Origin of the sequence: Clostridioides sp. ZZV14-6150, assembly GCF_020657875.1 — a bacterium.
Lineage (GTDB): Bacteria > Bacillota > Clostridia > Peptostreptococcales > Peptostreptococcaceae > Clostridioides.
The window spans coordinates 57304-74953 of record NZ_JAGWDA010000005.1; the positions used below are offsets into that span (position 1 = coordinate 57304).

Annotated in this window: 20 protein-coding genes; all 20 read right to left on the bottom strand. The window is 30.5% G+C overall.

Annotated features, from left to right (window positions below; all coding sequences use genetic code 11):
• Position 1: 1 nt before the first annotated feature.
• The 20 genes from KGF41_RS07605 to fliE are packed head-to-tail and all read right to left on the bottom strand — an operon-like array spanning position 2 to position 17650.
• Positions 2-880 (bottom strand): MinD/ParA family protein, encoded by an 879-nt coding sequence (locus KGF41_RS07605; protein WP_227827758.1) that lies wholly within the window; start codon positions 878-880, stop codon positions 2-4.
• Positions 877-1893 (bottom strand): flagellar biosynthesis protein FlhF, encoded by a 1017-nt coding sequence (gene flhF / locus KGF41_RS07610; RefSeq protein ID WP_227856538.1) that lies wholly within the window; start codon positions 1891-1893, stop codon positions 877-879. Before flhF ends, KGF41_RS07605 begins: the two co-directional genes overlap by 4 nt.
• Positions 1868-3943 carry a flagellar biosynthesis protein FlhA gene (flhA, locus tag KGF41_RS07615; protein WP_227827760.1) on the bottom strand — a complete coding sequence of 692 codons (2076 nt, stop codon included), beginning with the start codon at positions 3941-3943 and terminating at the stop codon, positions 1868-1870. Before flhA ends, flhF begins: the two co-directional genes overlap by 26 nt.
• Before the next feature lie 8 nt (positions 3944-3951).
• Positions 3952-5766 carry a fused FliR family export protein/FlhB family type III secretion system protein gene (locus KGF41_RS07620; RefSeq protein WP_227856539.1) on the bottom strand — a complete coding sequence of 605 codons (1815 nt, stop codon included), beginning with the start codon at positions 5764-5766 and terminating at the stop codon, positions 3952-3954.
• A gap of 11 nt (positions 5767-5777) precedes the next feature.
• Entirely contained in the window at positions 5778-6047 is a 270-nt protein-coding gene (gene fliQ / locus KGF41_RS07625) for a flagellar biosynthesis protein FliQ (RefSeq protein ID WP_227856540.1), read from the bottom strand.
• A 12-nt stretch (positions 6048-6059) separates the two neighbouring features.
• On the bottom strand, positions 6060-6725 hold the full coding sequence (gene fliP / locus KGF41_RS07630) for a flagellar type III secretion system pore protein FliP (protein WP_021382683.1): 666 nt from the start codon (positions 6723-6725) through the stop codon (positions 6060-6062).
• Positions 6726-7100: a flagellar biosynthetic protein FliO gene (locus KGF41_RS07635; RefSeq protein WP_227827764.1), complete on the bottom strand. Its 375-nt coding sequence runs from the start codon at positions 7098-7100 to the stop codon at positions 6726-6728. It abuts the gene before it with no gap.
• A gap of 14 nt (positions 7101-7114) precedes the next feature.
• On the bottom strand, positions 7115-7558 hold the full coding sequence (gene fliL, locus KGF41_RS07640; protein WP_227827765.1) for a flagellar basal body-associated protein FliL: 444 nt from the start codon (positions 7556-7558) through the stop codon (positions 7115-7117).
• An 11-nt stretch (positions 7559-7569) separates the two neighbouring features.
• On the bottom strand, positions 7570-8265 hold the full coding sequence (locus KGF41_RS07645) for an OmpA family protein (RefSeq protein ID WP_227827766.1): 696 nt from the start codon (positions 8263-8265) through the stop codon (positions 7570-7572).
• Entirely contained in the window at positions 8255-9073 is an 819-nt protein-coding gene (locus tag KGF41_RS07650) for a motility protein A (protein WP_227827767.1), read from the bottom strand. Before KGF41_RS07650 ends, KGF41_RS07645 begins: the two co-directional genes overlap by 11 nt.
• The gene (locus KGF41_RS07655) at positions 9073-9276 is read right to left on the bottom strand and encodes a flagellar FlbD family protein (RefSeq protein WP_054268815.1); all 204 of its coding nucleotides are present in this window, start codon (positions 9274-9276) and stop codon (positions 9073-9075) included. The genes KGF41_RS07650 and KGF41_RS07655 overlap by 1 nt, the downstream gene beginning before the upstream one ends.
• A gap of 12 nt (positions 9277-9288) precedes the next feature.
• The gene (locus KGF41_RS07660; protein WP_227827768.1) at positions 9289-10269 is read right to left on the bottom strand and encodes a flagellar hook-basal body complex protein; all 981 of its coding nucleotides are present in this window, start codon (positions 10267-10269) and stop codon (positions 9289-9291) included.
• A gap of 26 nt (positions 10270-10295) precedes the next feature.
• Positions 10296-10904: a flagellar hook assembly protein FlgD gene (locus tag KGF41_RS07665; RefSeq protein ID WP_227827769.1), complete on the bottom strand. Its 609-nt coding sequence runs from the start codon at positions 10902-10904 to the stop codon at positions 10296-10298.
• Between the two features lie 17 nt (positions 10905-10921).
• Positions 10922-12127: a flagellar hook-length control protein FliK gene (locus tag KGF41_RS07670; protein ID WP_227827770.1), complete on the bottom strand. Its 1206-nt coding sequence runs from the start codon at positions 12125-12127 to the stop codon at positions 10922-10924.
• Between the two features lie 28 nt (positions 12128-12155).
• Positions 12156-12602, bottom strand: a complete 447-nt coding sequence (fliJ, locus tag KGF41_RS07675; RefSeq protein WP_227827771.1) for a flagellar export protein FliJ — start codon at positions 12600-12602, stop codon at positions 12156-12158.
• A 31-nt stretch (positions 12603-12633) separates the two neighbouring features.
• Entirely contained in the window at positions 12634-13953 is a 1320-nt protein-coding gene (gene fliI / locus KGF41_RS07680) for a flagellar protein export ATPase FliI (RefSeq protein WP_227827772.1), read from the bottom strand.
• 3 nt (positions 13954-13956) lie between these two features.
• Positions 13957-14697 carry a FliH/SctL family protein gene (locus KGF41_RS07685; protein WP_227856568.1) on the bottom strand — a complete coding sequence of 247 codons (741 nt, stop codon included), beginning with the start codon at positions 14695-14697 and terminating at the stop codon, positions 13957-13959.
• Positions 14681-15751, bottom strand: coding sequence for a flagellar motor switch protein FliG (gene fliG, locus KGF41_RS07690; RefSeq protein WP_227827774.1), 1071 nt, complete (start codon positions 15749-15751; stop codon positions 14681-14683). Before fliG ends, KGF41_RS07685 begins: the two co-directional genes overlap by 17 nt.
• 12 nt (positions 15752-15763) lie before the next feature.
• Entirely contained in the window at positions 15764-17308 is a 1545-nt protein-coding gene (fliF, locus tag KGF41_RS07695) for a flagellar basal-body MS-ring/collar protein FliF (RefSeq protein WP_227827775.1), read from the bottom strand.
• Positions 17309-17332: 24 nt separating this feature from the next.
• Positions 17333-17650 (bottom strand): flagellar hook-basal body complex protein FliE, encoded by a 318-nt coding sequence (gene fliE / locus KGF41_RS07700; RefSeq protein WP_227827776.1) that lies wholly within the window; start codon positions 17648-17650, stop codon positions 17333-17335.

Genomic DNA, 17650 nt, shown 5'->3' on the forward strand with positions numbered 1-17650 from the left:
CTTAGCTTTTAAATATACTAAACATTTTTCTTAGTAGACCCTTACTCTCATCAATATCTTCTCTTGACTGACTTACCATTCTCTTTGCTATAGATATAATACACTTTGAAGCGCTACTTGTAGGATATTCCAGAATAAATGGTATCTGCTTTTTTACAGATATTCCTACTTTTTTATCATCTATTATATATCCATATAGCTCTAAATTAAGATTTAAAAATTTGTCTACAACCATCTTTATTCTGTTGTATGTAGATTTTGCCTCTTCTAAATTTATTACCCTGTTGATTATTATGTTTGCACTTCTCTTTATACCGAAATTACTTATAGCCTTTAGTAAGCTATATGCATCAGTCAATGATGTTGGCTCTGGAGTTGTTATTAAGAAAAATTCAGTACTACAATATATAAATGACAATAGACTTTTACTCATACCAGCTCCTGTATCAATTATTATAAAATCGACATCATGAATCTGTTCTATGCTATGTATAAACTTATTTCTTTGAGCTTCTGTAAAATCTTCTATATGATTAAGTGCAGAACCTCCAGAAATTATATTCACACCATATTTAGTTTGTGAAATTATATCTTCTATATTTTTTTCTCCATTAATTACATCAATTATCGTACCTTTTACATTTACACCCATTATTATATCTATATTTGACATTCCTATATCTGCATCTAATATAAGAACTTTTTTATTAAGCCTAGTCAAGCAGATAGACAAATTTGTAGCAAGATTACTCTTTCCAACACCACCTTTCCCAGAAGCTATTGTAATTATCTTAGGTGCATTCCCATTATCTACTATAAATTCATCAAGTCCTTTTTTTTCTATTGCCATTTTTCTCAAGATTTGAGCTTGGTCAATCATATACTTTCAACTCCTAATAGTAATCTTATAATCTTATCTTCATTAGGTTTTATAATATCATCAGGAACATTTTGCCCTATTGTAATATATGATATTGGTTTTTGTGCATAATTCACTATGTTAAAGATGGAACCATATGTGATTGTTTCATCTAGCTTTGTAATTATTAAGCTTTTAAAGTTCACGTTTCTATATGAATCTATAATTGCTTTTGTATCATTTTCTCTTGTTGTGCAATTCAAAACTAAGTGTATATTATCAGTTTCAGCTTTATCTATGAGATTTTTGATTTCTAGTATTTGCATAGAATTTTTATATCCTCTACCTGTGGTATCTATTAATACAACATCACAATCTTTCATCTCATCAAGTGCCAACTCCATCTCATCAGGGCTTATTACTCCTTTAAAAGGAATATTCATTATGTCAGTATATATCTTTAACTGCTCTACAGCACCAATTCTATAGGTATCTATAGTTATTACACCTACTTTTTTATTTTCCTCAAATACTAATTTTGCAGCTAACTTTGCTATTGTAGTTGTCTTACCTACTCCTGGTGGTCCAACTAGAGCGATTTTCCCATTTATCGTTGGATTTTCTATTTTAATCTTTTTCTTTAGACTTTCCACTAAATTTTTACTTGTATCAATTCCATTGAACTTCATTTCTTGTAAGTCAGTTCTTATGGACTCTACAATTTCTTCATTTAACTCTAGATTTAGTAGGTTCTTACATATTTTATCTATATCATTGTCATTCTTATTATCAAACCCCATATTACTTATAATTGACTTTAATTGTTCTACCTCTCGTTTCAAGTCATTTTGTTCTACATTATCTCTCTTTTCCCATCCGACAGTTAATTCGATATCTCTCTTTGAAAAAATACCTCGTATTCCAGACTTTCTTACTTCTTTTTTATCTATTAATGTAATATTGTCACCCAATTCCATTTTGGCTAGATTCATAGCATCCTGAATTGTATCAGCTGTATACTTTTTCGTCATCATATATGCTCACCACACCTTCTGCTTTGATTTTAACATCATTAGGTATTTCATTTAATGATAGTACCGTCAAATTAGGATATACAATCTCAACTAGTTTTCTAAATGGTGCTCTTATCTTTGGTGATACTACTATTACTGGTATATTATGATTGAAATATACATTACCTATTACATCTTGTATACTTTCAAATATTTTGTTTGTATTTTCTGGGTCAACGGCTGGATAAGTTCCATTTACAGACCTTTGTAAATTATTGGATACTAATTCCTCAGTTTCTGGAGATAATGTAGCCACTACAATTGACTTATCTTCATCCACCAAATTCGTACAAATACTTCTAGCTAAAGCTATTCTCACATATTCAGTAAGAAGCTCTATGTCTTTTGTATTTCGAGACTGGTCTGCAAGTGTTTCAAGTATTGTAACCCTATCCTTTATATTTACTTTTTCTCTCAACAGATTTTTAAGTACTTTTTGAACCTCACCAAGTGTCATTAAATCTGGTATCAATTCATCAACTACAGCACTATAATTTTCTCTTGCTGCATCTATAATAGTCTTAACTTCTTGTCTTCCCAGCAATTCATGTGCATTGGATTTTATTATATCTAGTAAATGGGTTATAAGTATTGTGGATGAATCTACAACTGTATAACCTTTTAACTCTGCATCTTCTACCTTATCACTTTCTATCCAAAGTGCCTCTATTCCAAAAGTAGGCTCAATTGTCTTTATTCCAAATATATTAAAACCTTGATTCATAGGGTCCATACATAAAACCATATTAGGCATTATCTCATATCCACCAACTACATTACCTTTTATCTTTATATTGTATTGGTTCGGATTTAATTGTAAATTATCTCTTATTCTTATAGGTTGTACAACGATACCCATGTCTATGGCACATTGTCTTCTTATTGATGCTATTCTCTGAAGTAAATCTCCTCCTGCTGATTCATCAGCTAGAGATATTAATCCATATCCAATTTCTACTTCTATAGCTTCTACATTTATTAAGTTTGTTACATCTTCTACTTCGTTTTTGTCTGGATTTACCATATCAGGTTTTTCAAAATCTAAATCTTCTAAGGTATCCTTCTTTTCTCTTCCTAAGAAGTAACCTGCTGCTATTGCACCTATTCCCAGTGAAAAAAACGCTGGTTTAGGTAATCCAGGCATCATACCAAGTACAATTAAAACACATCCAGTCATCATTATTGCTTTTGGTATTGCTGTTAATTGCTTACCTACTAAGTCACCAAAGTTTTCATCAGTCGAAGCTCTTGTTACGATTATACCAGCTGATGTAGATATTAGTAGAGCTGGTATCTGGCTTACAAGTCCATCACCTATAGTAAGTCTTACATAAGTCTGAGCTGCACCCATAAGAGTCATGTTTAGCATTACAGCTCCTATTACAATTCCTCCTATTATGTTTATTGCTGTTACTATAAGACCTGCTATAGCATCTCCTTTTACAAACTTATTTGCGCCATCCATAGATCCATAAAAATCAGCTTCTTGTTGGAGTTCTTTTCTTCTTTTTCTAGCGGTTTTGTCATCTATAACTCCTGCATTTAAATCTGCATCTATACTCATCTGCTTCCCTGGCATGGCATCTAACGTAAATCTAGCTGTTACTTCAGATACTCTTCCAGAACCATTAGTTATAACGACAAATTGAACAATTAATATAATTAGGAATATAATTATACCTACTACGTAATTTCCACCTACAACAAAACTTCCAAATGCCTCTATAACTTCACCTGCATATCCTTGAGTTAAAATCAATCTAGTTGATGAAAGATTTAATCCCAATCTAAATAGTGTTGTAACAAGTAACACTGTTGGAAATATAGATAAATCAAGTACATTTGTTGTAAATAATGTCATTAATAAAATTAGCACAGATAAACTTATGTTAATTGCCAGTAAAATATCTAATATAAATGTAGGTAATGGCACTATCATCATAAGAACAATTCCTACGACACCAAAAGCCACTATTACGTCCATATGTTCCTTTAGATTAAACTTATTCATTACTTATCCTACCTTTTTGGGACTTTGTATCTATTTTTGATTTTATATACTGCTACTAATATCTCTGCAAAAGCTTGATACATGTCCTCTGGAATTTCTTGGTCTATTTCTACTTGCTTATATAACAACCTAGCGATAGGTTTATTTTCTATTATTGGGATATCATTTCCCTTTGCGATTTCCCTTATTTTAAAAGCTAAATAGTCTGCACCTTTTGCCACTACTACTGGAGCTTGGTCCTTTCCTTTTTCATATCTCACTGCTATAGATAAGTGAGTTGGATTGGTTACTATTACAGTAGCGCTTGGTACTGCTTGCATAGTCCTTTGAGATGAGATTTGTCTTTGTTTTTGTTTTATTTTAGCTTTTATTTCTGGGTCCCCTTCTGAGTTTTTATATTCATCTTTTATTTCTTGTTTTGTCATTCTAAGTTGCTTTTTATGACTATATCTTTGATAAAAATAGTCTGCAGCTGCTATAACTATCATAGCTATGCAAATTTTACTTAATATAGAATATACTAAGTCTTTAATTGTATACATTAAAGTTGGAAGATATATATTACCTAGCTTTAAGATATCTAAATAATTATCTTGAAAGAATTTATATCCTATGTATGCTAAGACAGATATAATCGCTACATCCTTTATTAAAGTTGATAAACTTCTCATGGAAAACATATTTTTGAATCCACTAACTGGATTTAATTTTGATAGATTTGGTTTCAAAGTTTCCCCAGTAAACAATATTCCCACTTGAAACAGGTTAGCTACTATACCTAAAACCAAGAATGGAATAGCTATTGGCAAAAATATCTTAAAAAAATCCATTAATCCCACTATAACTAAGTTTTCTAGATTTGAATAATTTATGTCCATATAAAAATTCACACTTAAAAAATGATTAAGTGAAGATTTAAGTGTATCCACTACATATGAAAATAATGTAGGGACTAATAAAGTGAATGCAAATAGAGTCATTGCAACGGGTAATTCTCTACTTTTTGCTATATTACCTTTTTTTCTTTGTTCTCCCTTTTTCTTTGGAGTGGCTTCTTCTGTTTTATCTGCTGAACCCATAAAAAACATGGGGGCTAGTGCAAAAGTTCCCTCATACATCTTTGGTATCTGACTCAATAAGTGACTTATTTGGTTGACAATTAAAGGTATTGATATGATAAATAGTGCTATACCAACCAATATTTTTAATGGCATACCAACTATCATTACGTTTAGTTGAGGTACACTTCTTGATATAAGACCTAATATAAAATCTGCCATAAGCAGACAAAGTACAATAGGTATTGCTATTTTGAATCCAGTTATAAAGCACTGCACAAATATGTTTATTATATAATCTATATTATTATCTACAAATGATTTTCCTATTGGAATTAACTCAAAACTATACCTTATACCTCGAATTAAAACATGATGCCCATCCATGCTAAAAAATATCATTATTGCTGTCCAGTTCATAAGATTATCAATTAAAGTTGTTTGAGCCATTGAGTTTGGGTCAAACATATTAATCATTGATAATCCCATCTGTTGGTCCATCATAGAACCTGCCATTCTGATACTATAAAAACATAGATTAGTTATATATCCGAGAATAATCCCTGTTATCGTCTCATTTATACCATATAACGTAAACATTACAATATTATCTATATTTGTTGCATATTCAATTTGCATAGTACTTGAAATCAATATTGATATAATGATTGCAAAAAGTGACTTAAATAAAGCAGGTGTACCAGCTGGAAATAGTATTCTCAATGTTCCGAAGAAGGCTACTATTCTAATAAATACAAAAATCATATGCACCCTACCTACTTAGTTATAAGAGATATCATATTGAATATCTCAGAAGTAAAATTAATAAGAGTATGTAACATCCAGCTTCCACCAATAGCTACTATTAAAAGAATTGCTATTAGTTTTGGTACAAAAGTCAATGTTTGCTCCTGGATTTGAGTTGTAGCTTGAAACACACTTATTAAAAGTCCAACTACAAGAGAAACAATTAGTACTGGAGCTGCAATCATAGCTCCTGTAAACATGCCATTTTTAAGAACACTCATTATCATAAATTCACTCATACTATTTTTCTCCTATCCAAATCCCAATATCAATGTTTTTACTATCAAGTTCCATCCATCTACCATTACAAATAATAACAACTTAAATGGTAATGATATCATGACTGGAGGCAACATAAACATTCCCATAGACATCAAAACACTTGCCACAACAAGGTCTATTATCAAAAATGGTATGTATATTAAAAAACCTATTTGAAAAGCAGTTTTTAACTCACTTATCGCAAAAGCTGGAACTACAACAGATAAGGGTATATTTTCACGAGTTAATTTTTTTTCTTTTAACCCTGCCTGTTCTACAAATAAATCTAAGTCAGTTTGTCTAGTTTGCTTTAATAAAAACTCTTTAATAGGCCCTTCTGCTTCCTTCATAGCTTTTTCCATAGTGATTTCTTCTTTAATATATGGTTGTAATGCCTTTTCGTTTATTTCATTTAATACTGGTCTCATTATAAATATTGTCAATACTATTGCAAGCCCTACCAAAACTTGACTTGGAATTGCCTGTTGTGCTCCTAATGCTGATTTCAAAAATGATAAACTTATGACTATTCTAACAAAGCTTGTCATCATGAACATTACAAATGGTAAAAACATTAATGCAGTTAGAAATAAAAACAATTGCATTGAACTTGTATATGGTACGTCAGCCAAAGGTAATTTTGATAATAGTTCCATTTACTTATCTTCCTTTTTTGTAAATTTTCCAATATATCTACTGAAATCATATTTTGCTTTGATTTTTTCCATTTTAAAATCTTGGATTTTAAAATTTCTTTCTTTAATGTCATCTTCTATTTTTGATATTTCTTCTTTGGTCAAATCTTTTATCTTATTCATACTAGCTGAAGAAGATGCAATAATACATCCTTCTTCACCTATTTTTAAAATTATTATGCTATTGTTTTTATTTATACTTACAATGTCTAGTATTTTTACATATTTGTCATTGTATTTTTTTAATAAAGTTCCCTGGCTAATTTTTAAAGATAAGACTATCAATATTAAAATTATTGGAATACATATTAATATCTTTAATAAATAAAGTATCATGTCTTACCATCCTTTTATTGTACTACTATATTTGTGAAATATATGTTTTGTATTACATTTCCACCTAAATTTGTATTTAAAGTATTTTTTATTTCATCTTTTATATTATTTAGGTTTTCAGCAGCAAAATCATCTGCTCTTTTTGCCATAAGGCAATTTATGATATTATCTCTAATTAAAGGTGTATTTTTTTCTATATCTTTATATGAAGCATCATAAGACACAGTTATTGACACCTTTAAATATCTTACACCTTCATCAGCTAGCTTCAATACCATTTCTTCTAAATCAAGATTTTCTGTTTTTATTTCATCTTTACCTTTTCCTGTTGGAATAAACAAACCTATAATCTTATCAATTTGTCCATTTCCACCTTTACCTAATATAAAAAACCCTGCTCCTGCTGAGAAAACAATCAGTATCAAAATAATTAGAATAATTTTTTTATTTTTGAACAAAACTCTTCCTCCTAGTCGATAGTTATAAGTATATTAACTCTTCTATTTTCAGCTCTTCCTTTTGCTGTATCATTTGAAACTAAAGGTTGATACTCTCCACATCCTGTTGCTGAAAATAGTTTAGGGTCCATGCCCTTTTCTTCTACAAAGTATCTTACAACACTTACTGCTCTACTAGAAGATAAATCCCAATTGGACTCATGTGTACTTGATTTTACAGGTACATTATCAGTATGACCTTCTATAACTATCTTATTTTTCATCATTTTTATCATGTCATATACTTTATTTAGAGTAGCTTTACTATCAACTTTTAACTCCGAAATCCCAGAGTCAAATAAGATTGAGTCATCTAACTCTAATAAAATCCCTCTACTATCATCCTTAACTGTTACACTCTTTTGTAAGTTAGAATTATTAACCTTATCTTTTAAATCTTGTTCTAAATCTGACTTATCATTTTTATCCACTAAAACACTATCTATTGGAGACTTCGCACTTGTACTTGAACCTGTGTTAAACATACTTACTCCAGAAAACTGACCTTTTAATGCATTTGATATATTTTTAAATTTTTCCATGTCTACAACTGATGTTGCATATAGCAATACGAAAAAAGTAAGAATTAGAGTTATTGTGTCTGCATAAGTGGCCAACCATGCATCTGGGTTTATCTCATCTTTTTTTTTATTTTTTTTACGCGCCATTACTAATTACTCTTTCTGTATTTTTATTAGATTTCAAGAACTCTAGTCTTTCACTTCTTGAAAGATATGTTGCTAATCGTTCTTCAACTACTATACTGCTTTCGCCAGATTGTATACTTATTATACCTTCCAGCATCATTTCTTTTATGTAAACTTCTTTTTCCGTTTTTTCATCTATGTTATATGCAATTGGATTTAAAGCAATATTTGCAAGTAGAGAACCATAAAATGTAGTAATTAATGCTTTTCCCATACCAGAAGCAATCAAATCTGGTGATGTAAGGTCAGATAACATTTGTATAAGACCTATTAGAGTCCCCAACATTCCAAATGCAGGTGCAAATGTTCCCCAAGTTTTAAATATCTTTGAATATCTGTTATTTGTATCTTCAACAGAATCTATCTCTAATTCTAATATAGACCTTATTTCATTGACTTCCAGACCATCAATACATAGCTCTAATCCTTTTTTCATAAATGGGTCTTGTATTTTCATTACATCACTTTCTATTGACAAAAGGCCTTCTCTTCTCGCTTTTTTGGAAAGTGCTTTAAACTGATTCAATAAGTCTAATCTTGATATACTCGTTGTTTTAAATGAGTATTGTAGTGCATTTTTTATAAGTTTCATGTCATCAATAGTAAATGTAATCATCAATGCTCCAAATGACCCAAATACTGTTATTAATATTGATGAAAAGTCAAAAAAACTTTTTAATCCTGTACTACTTCCTTTTACTGCTCCAAATAAAACTAATACTGTAGATAATATTAGTCCAATGAATGTCAGTGAATCTGTTTTTTTCATTACTTTTCGCTCCTAATATAACCTACATTTATTTTCCTTTTATACTTTATTACTTTATCTACTATCTCGTCTACAGACTCTTTTACAAGATTTTTTTCTCCTGTTGTAAGTAATATTCTACTTTCCGGCACTGAGTCAATTCTTACTATAAGGTCTGAGTTTAATATGTAGCTTCTTCCGTTTAAATCCGTTACTCTTATCATACTATGTACCTACTATCTCTTAAGACTTATTATTTCTTGAAGTATCTCATCTGATGTAGATATTATTTTACTGTTTGCTTGGAAAGACCTACTTGCTATTATCATTTCTGTAAATTCTTCTGCTATATCTACATTGGAAGCTTCTATTGCTCCTTGTATTATTGTTCCTGTAGCTCCTGCTACTTGTGGGTCTCCTGAGTTTGCTGATGGCTTGTATAGGTTTCCTCCTTCTGCGTCTAGTCCTGCTGGATTTTGGAATGCATATGTTTGTACTTTTTGAATCTTACCATCATTAATATTTAAACCAGATGCATCTCCTACTTTTTTACCATCAGGTATAGGATATACAAACTGTGTTCTTTGACCATCACTTAATAAAAATTCTACAGTACCATCCTTTGATATATTGTACTCTAGTACATTTTGGACTGTTCCATCTTTAGGACTTACGCTTTGAAGTGGTATTACAATAGGTTCTTTTCCTTCTGCAGTAGCATTTTTAGTAAATTCACCAGTAGTAGCATCATACGTACCCTTATAAACCTCGCCTTGTAACATATACCCATCACCATTTACAAGTCTTCCACCTTTGATATTTTGCAAAGGTCCAGCTGCTGCTTTAAATCCTGTATCTAAGTTAAAAGAACCATCTCTTGTATACATAACTGTACCTTGTCTCACTACTGGAAGATACCCATCGCCATCTATCATCAAATCTGATGGTCTATTAGTTGGCTGTACATTTCCTTGTGTCATATCTTTATTTATACTTGATATCTTACTACCTACACCTACTTGTCCTAAGTTTGTTCCCCCTAACGCAGCTGTTGGAGCACTTGCATATAGTACAGTTTGATAAAATGAATCTGTTATTCTAGCTGAACTTTTCTTAAAAGCAGTAGTCCCAGCATTTGCTACATTGTTACCTATTACATCTAGTTTAGTTTGATTTGCTTTCATTCCACTTACACCTGAATACATTGCTTTTATCATGAATTTACCTCTTTTCTAATTTAATATTATTCTTGTTCTGGAGATTCTTGCTCTGGAGGGTTATTTTCTTCTCCTGAAGTTGTATCTACTTCTCCTATTTTAAGTAATTTTTCATATTTAACATCTACAGTTTTATCACTACCATCTACTTTCAGTTCTAAGTGTACCTCTCCATCTTTTATATATGTGGACTTTACTACACCTACAATGTTTTCATCTTCCTTCTCTTCTCCAGATACTTCTACTTCCTTACCAATTAATGACGTTGCCATACTCAAAGCAGAGTTTATTAGAGTAGAGTTACTTAAAGCTAAGAGTATATCTAGCTTGTCGTTCATAGCTGACATCTTTTCTAAAGTTGCAAACTGAGCTAATTGTGATACATACTCTGTTGGGTCTTGTGGATTCATTGGGTCTTGATTACCCATTTGTGCTACAAGTATTTTCATAAACAAGTCTTTATCAGCATCGTCACCCTGCCCTATAATTGGAGTTCCGTTGTCTGTTACTGTCTGATTTCCTTTACTTCTAACTTGTTTATTCGCAATATCATTAATATTTCTTTCAAGTTGGCTCAAGTTATTTGACCTATAGTTTCCTTGAGCCCCTGCTAAAGCTGTTGCCACTCCATACATACAGTATTACCCCCTTATTACGCTAATAAATCTACTCTATCATCATCAATAAGATTTTCTTTAATCTCATCTTCTATGACTATATTGTTACGCTTATTATTTGTATCCTGCTTATTCATATTTTCTTGGTTATTTTGTCTGTTCTGTTGTTCAAATGCTTTATCAAAAGTATCTGATGTATTTCTATTATCACTATGCATTTGCACTGATACATCTTTTATATTTACATTCGTAAGTTCAAGATGTTGCTTTAAATCTGTTATATTTTTATTTATAGAGTCAAATACGTCTTTATTAAAAACAGTTACAACAGCTTTCATACTCTCATTATCTTTCAATAATTGTATGTTCATATCTCCCAATTCTTTTGGTCTTAATTTAATTGTTAACTCTTGTATATCATTTGTTTTCATATGTTTAATAGCCTTAATCGAATCATCCATGACGTTTGATTCTATATGTTTTAAATTAACATTATCGCTTTTAGTTTTGTTTATATCCATGCTTTTATTTATTACCTGACCCAAATTTCCGTTTTTATTTCCATTAACCCCTGCTAGTTTTTCCAAAATATCAGAACTATCATCTCTTTGCTTATTTGAGTTAAGATTGTCCATTCTATTACTATCAAAGTTGTATAAATCTATGCTTTTATTATCATCCTCTGTAGTTTTACTAATTACTTCAAAGTTTCCTTTAGCATTATTTTCTAAAAGTTCTCTTAACTTCATCATGTCTAAATTTTGCGCTTCATCAGATTTATTCGCATTAGCTTTATTTAATTCTGCATTTTGGTTTGCAATCTTATTCAACATATTTTTATTAAGTTTAAGTTCTTGTTTCAATTCATCTGATACATTTAGCTTTTCTATATCATTTAATATAGAATTTATATCTTTATCTTTTTTATCATTATTTTTTAAAATATTTAGTAATTGTTGTAAAATCTCATTAATCTTACTGCAATCTTTTTCATATGTACTTTTATCTTCTAAGTGATTACTTTTATCTTCATCTAAATGACACTCATTATCACTATCTTCTGGTTTATCTGAGCTAACATTTTGATTGCTTGTTTCTTTTCTATCTTTAACTGGTTTATTGTCTGTTACCTTATACAAATTATCTTCAAATTTATTCTTTTTTACATCTTTATTCTTAGATGAACTTTTTTTATCCACAATATCTTTAATAACATTATAAGAATCTGCTTGTATCTTCATACAATAATATCCTCACTTCCTACTATTCTTATAGAACTTGTCTATTTCTCAAATAACTCATACTTGCAAACTCATCATTAGTTTTTTGTTCCTTTAAATTTTCTTCTCTATAATACTGTCCATACTTTTTCTCTTTTAGTTTTTCTAATGATTTTCTTTCTATCTGTTTGTCTATAAGCTGTTTTCTAGCTTTTTCAAGTTCATTTGTCGACTTATCCAGTTCCTCTGATAAATCCATTATAGAGTTATTTAGAGCCAACAAATAGTTAATAGTTATTTTTTGATTTTGAATACTATCGTTATCTTTACTTATAGCATATTTATTATAATTACTTTCTAAGTTTTCTAAATTATTCTCTATATCTATTTTTTTTTGTTGAATTTTAGCAAACTCCATTTTTATTTTTTCTTCATCTTTCATTTTTAAGTCTAAAACTTTCTGTAATCTAAACTTAAAGTTTTTATCCAATTCCATCACAACCTCTTCAAATATTTTTTTAAGTTATTTATTCAAATATTCTTTTCAAGCTACTTATAGTTTCGTTAAAAGAGCTCTTTTCATTTATACCTTGTTTTAAAAAATTGATAATATGCTCATGATAATAGATTGCTTCATCTATTTTTTTATTGGTACCTGAAGCATATGCACCTATATTTATCAAATCTTCTGCTTCTCTATATTCAGAGAGCATATCTCTTGCAAATGATGCTATTTTTATATCTTCTTTTGAAGCAATCTCATTCATAAGTCTACTTAAACTATTCAAGACATCTATGGAAGGATAATGGTTCTTATTTGCCAAATCTCTAGATAGAACTATATGACCATCCAGTATCCCTCTTGTAGTATCTGCTATTGGCTCATTAAAGTCATCTCCATCAACTAATACTGTATAAAATGCAGTGATAGAGCCTTTATCTGATGTCCCTGTTCTCTCCATGAGTTTTGGTAAAATGGCAAATACAGATGGTGTATATCCTTTTTGTGCTGGTGGCTCTCCTATGGCTATTCCAACTTCTCTTTGCGCCATAGCAAATCTAGTCACAGAATCCATCATAAGTATTACTTTTTTCCCTTGATCTCTAAAGTATTCGGCTATTGCAGTGGCTGTAAGGGCACCTTTAAGTCTAACTAATGGTGCTTTATCTGATGTCGCACATACAACAACAGATTTTTTCATTCCCTCTTCACCTAAGTCTTTATCAATAAAATCTAATACTTCTCTTCCTCTTTCTCCAACAAGGGCAATTACATTTACATCTGCTTTTGCATTTCTAGCAATCATGCCTAGAGTTGTACTCTTACCTACTCCACTTCCTGCAAATATTCCTATTCTCTGTCCTTCACCACAAGTAGTAAATGCATCTATTGCTCTTACACCTGTTTCCATTATATTGCGTATCTTTTTTCTCTTCATTGGGTCAGGAGGTTCATTATTCAAGTTGTATCTGTCTCCTAAAACAACTTCTGAGTTGTCTATAGGATTTCCAAGACCATCAAGTACTTTACCTAGTAAATTATCGCTACACATAACACTTAAAGGTATCCCCTTAGAAATAACTTTACAACCAGGTGCTATTAATGTTAACTCTCCTAATGCCATTAATATTACTTCTTTATCTTTAAAACCTACTACTTCACAATTCACTGTTTTGTTGACTTGATTGTATATAACACATAGCTCTCCAACAAAAGCTTTTATCCCTTCAACTTCTACAGTAAGCCCTATTATTTTCTTAACTCTACCTTCTGATATAGTAAGTTCTAAATTTTCTATTTTCTTATTTATTTTGTCAAAATCTATAGATATATCAGTTTTATACATACTTTATTCACCAAGCAATTCTTCTTTTAGTTTTTCCATAGCACAATCAATACCAACTATTATTCTTCCATTTTCCTTTTGTATAATAGCATTTCCTTCATCTATGCTATCATCTGCAATAACAAATACACTTGATTTTAATGATGTTTCTTCTTTAAATAATTCAAACTCTTTCTCTATATTATCTTTATAGAAAGAATTACATCTTACTATGAATGAACTACTTCCTTCATAATCTTGAATAATTTGCTTTAACAAATCACTCATAGATTCTTCATCTTCAAAGTGCTTTTTTAGAACAGAACTAGCCATATTAATAGCAAGTCTTATAATCTCTTTATTTTTTTCCTTTATGTACTCAGTCATTTTCTCATTAGCTTGTAATAAGATTAAATTTGCCTGATTTCTTATAGAATCTGCTTCATCTTTAGCTTTTTGGGTATACTCATTATATGACTCTTTATATCCATCCTCATATCCATTTTTCTGACCTTGACTATATCCTTTTTCATATGCTTGCTTTTCTATATTTTGTGCATTTATTTTTGCTTCTTCCAATATCTCATTCTTTTTTATCTCAGCAGATTCTATAGCTTCTTTTATTACTTCATCTCTAAATCTACAATCATTATCTTCGTTTATATTTGATTCTCCCACTCTAGCTTTATCTATTATAGATAAGTCTAGTACTCCTTTATATGATGCTTTTTCACTTTTAATAATTTTATTATTCAACAAAGTCATCACCAAAATTCCTTACAATAGTTATGGCACCTTCTCTTTCAAGTTTTCTTACAATACTCACTATTTTTTGTTGAGCACCTTCAACCTGAGTAACCTTTATGACACCAACCATTTCCATCTCTTCTTTAAGTGCTTCTGCTGCCCTAGAGGATTGATTTCTATATATAGCATCTGATATTTCATCATCCACACCTTTTAAAGCATATACTAAATCCTTCATAGTTACTTCTTTCAGTACTTTCTGTATGCTTATATCATCTAACTTGACAATATCTTCAAATACAAATATATTAGATTTAATTTGAGCTGCTAAAGCTGGGTCTTTTTCTTCAATAGTATTCAAAATATTCTTTTCTGTTTTTCTATCAGAATTAAGCAATATTTGAACTAGAGTAGCTATTCCTCCATAATCTTTAAAATCTTCACCACTTATTGAATGCATTTTATTCTCTAATGAAGTTTCAATTACACTTATAACTTCTGGAGATATTGAACCCATTGAACTTATTCTCATAGCTACCTCATTTTGTAAATCAAAATCTAAATAAGCTAAAACTTCTGCACCATTTTCAGGTTCCATATGTGCAAGTAAAATGGCTATAGTCTGTGCACTTTCATTTCTAAGTATTTCTAATATCTTCTTTACATCTAGTTTTATAATATGTTTAAAAGGTTTTGTACTTGTATCTATTGATATACCCTCAAGTAATTTACTTGCTTTGGCATTTCCCAAGGCATTACTTAACAATTCTTTGGCATATTCAAGCCCGCCTTCTATAACATAATCTTTCGCTTTATTTATTTCTACAAACTCTTTTAATATTTCTCTTCTTTCTTTTGAAGCTATTGAAGAAATATTTGCAATTTCCAAACCTATTTTTTGAACTTGTTTATCTGGTAGACTTTTTATTATATCACTAGCCACAGTTGGACCTAATGTCATTAACAGTACAGCGGCTTTTTTTAAACCTTCACCTTCTACCTTCTCTTTCTTATCATTTTCACTTATATCACTTAAATCAAACGCATTAACATTTGTAATTTCCGCGGACACTTTCTATCCCCCTTACTCATTTAACCAAGTTTTTATTATCTCTGTGACTTGGTCTGGTTTTTCTTCTGCATACATTTTAACAGCTTCCTCTAATGTCAATTCTGGGTCATCCCCTAACAGAGGATTGTCTTTCTTATCAATAGAATTAGTACTATAAACTTCATCTTCATAATCCATGTCTTCTTGTTCACTTCTCTTTTTATATATTAAGTATCCAATAACACCTACTGCAACAACTGCTACTACTCCAACAACCGCTTTTATTATATTGTTTTTGAATCCTTCTTTTTTAATATCTTCCATTTCTTGTTTAGCTTCTGCCTTACCCTTAGGGTCAAATACCATTGAAACAACGCTAAGAGTATCTCCCCTAGCTCCATCCATGCCTATAGCATTATTAACAATATCTTCCACATCAGCTTGAACACCTTTAGCTATTTTTCCATCTATAGCAACAGAAGCTGTCAATCTTTTAAGTTCTCCAGGCGCAACTATAGTATGAGTTTCAATCTTACCTGTTTCATATTCAAAACTCTCATCCAAACTATCTTCTGTATTAGTACCATTTTTATTTCCTTGGTTATTCATATTAGCATCTACACCTTGGACATTATTTGTCGCAGATTTAGATGAATTTTTTGACCTTGTTTCCTTTATAGCAACTTTATCAGGGTCAATTTTTATTTCAGTTTTTTCAGCTGTATCAAAACTCAAATCAGCATTTACTGTAGCTTTTACCTTTCCTGTACCAAATATTGGTTCTAACATGTCTAAAATAGATTTTTCTAATTGTTTATCCAGTGCCTGCTCAGATGCCTTATTTTTATCAATACTAATAGCACCATTTATCGGTTGATTGTTTTCATCAACTTCTTCATCGTCTAAGATGCCTTCAGATAATAAGTTCATTTTGTTATCAATAACTTGAACATTTTTCTCTGGTATATTTGTAACACTTCCTGATACAAGTGCCATAACAGATTTTATTTGATTTTTCTCTAAAGTAGTTCCTGGCTTTAGCATCAAATAAACTGCTGCACTTCCTGGAACAGCCTCCTTCTCAAATACAGAAGATTCACCAAATGTTATATGTACTCTACTATCTTCCACCTGAGGAAAACTCTTGATTGTTTTTTCTATTTCTCCTTGCATCATTCGTTGCTTCTTAATTTGAAACTCTTCATCAGTAAGCCCTATTGATGAACTATCATCCATAAGTGCAAATCCTTTAGAACCACTTGTCAAGCTTGGAGCTAACTCTAACCTCAACTTATCAACTTCTGTTCTAGGAACATAAATTGTACTTCCTTTTACCTTGGTATCTATCTTTCTAGACTCTAATTCTGCTGATATATCTGCAGCATCTTGAACATCTAGCTCTGAAAATAAGACTGCATACTTATTTTTGCTTGCAGATATTGCTGTAAATACTAGCGCTAAACATATAGCAACAATCCCTATACCTAATGCTATCTTAGTCCCCTTTTTTAGAGAACCTATTTTTGTCCTAGATTTAGCAACTTGCTCCTTAATCTTATTTTTAAAACTGGCTATCATTGATTATTACTCCTGTTCAAAAGACTAAATTTGTACTTTATTCATTTCTTGATATGCATCATGAATCTTATTTCTAACTTCTATTAGATATTGCATAGATAGTTGTGCTTCTTGACCTATTAACATAACTTCATGCATAGAAACATCTTCGCCTTTTATAAATTTTTCTTTCATATCATCTGCTGTCACTTGTTGAAAATTAACTTTATCAATAGTATCTTTTATTACATCTTCAAAATTCTTTTTTTCTTCTTTATTATTAGTATTTAATGGTTTAGTTTCTCCAATTAAGTTCTCTAACTGTGCTCCTTGCACTAGGTTGTTAATCTGTGTAATTGGCAT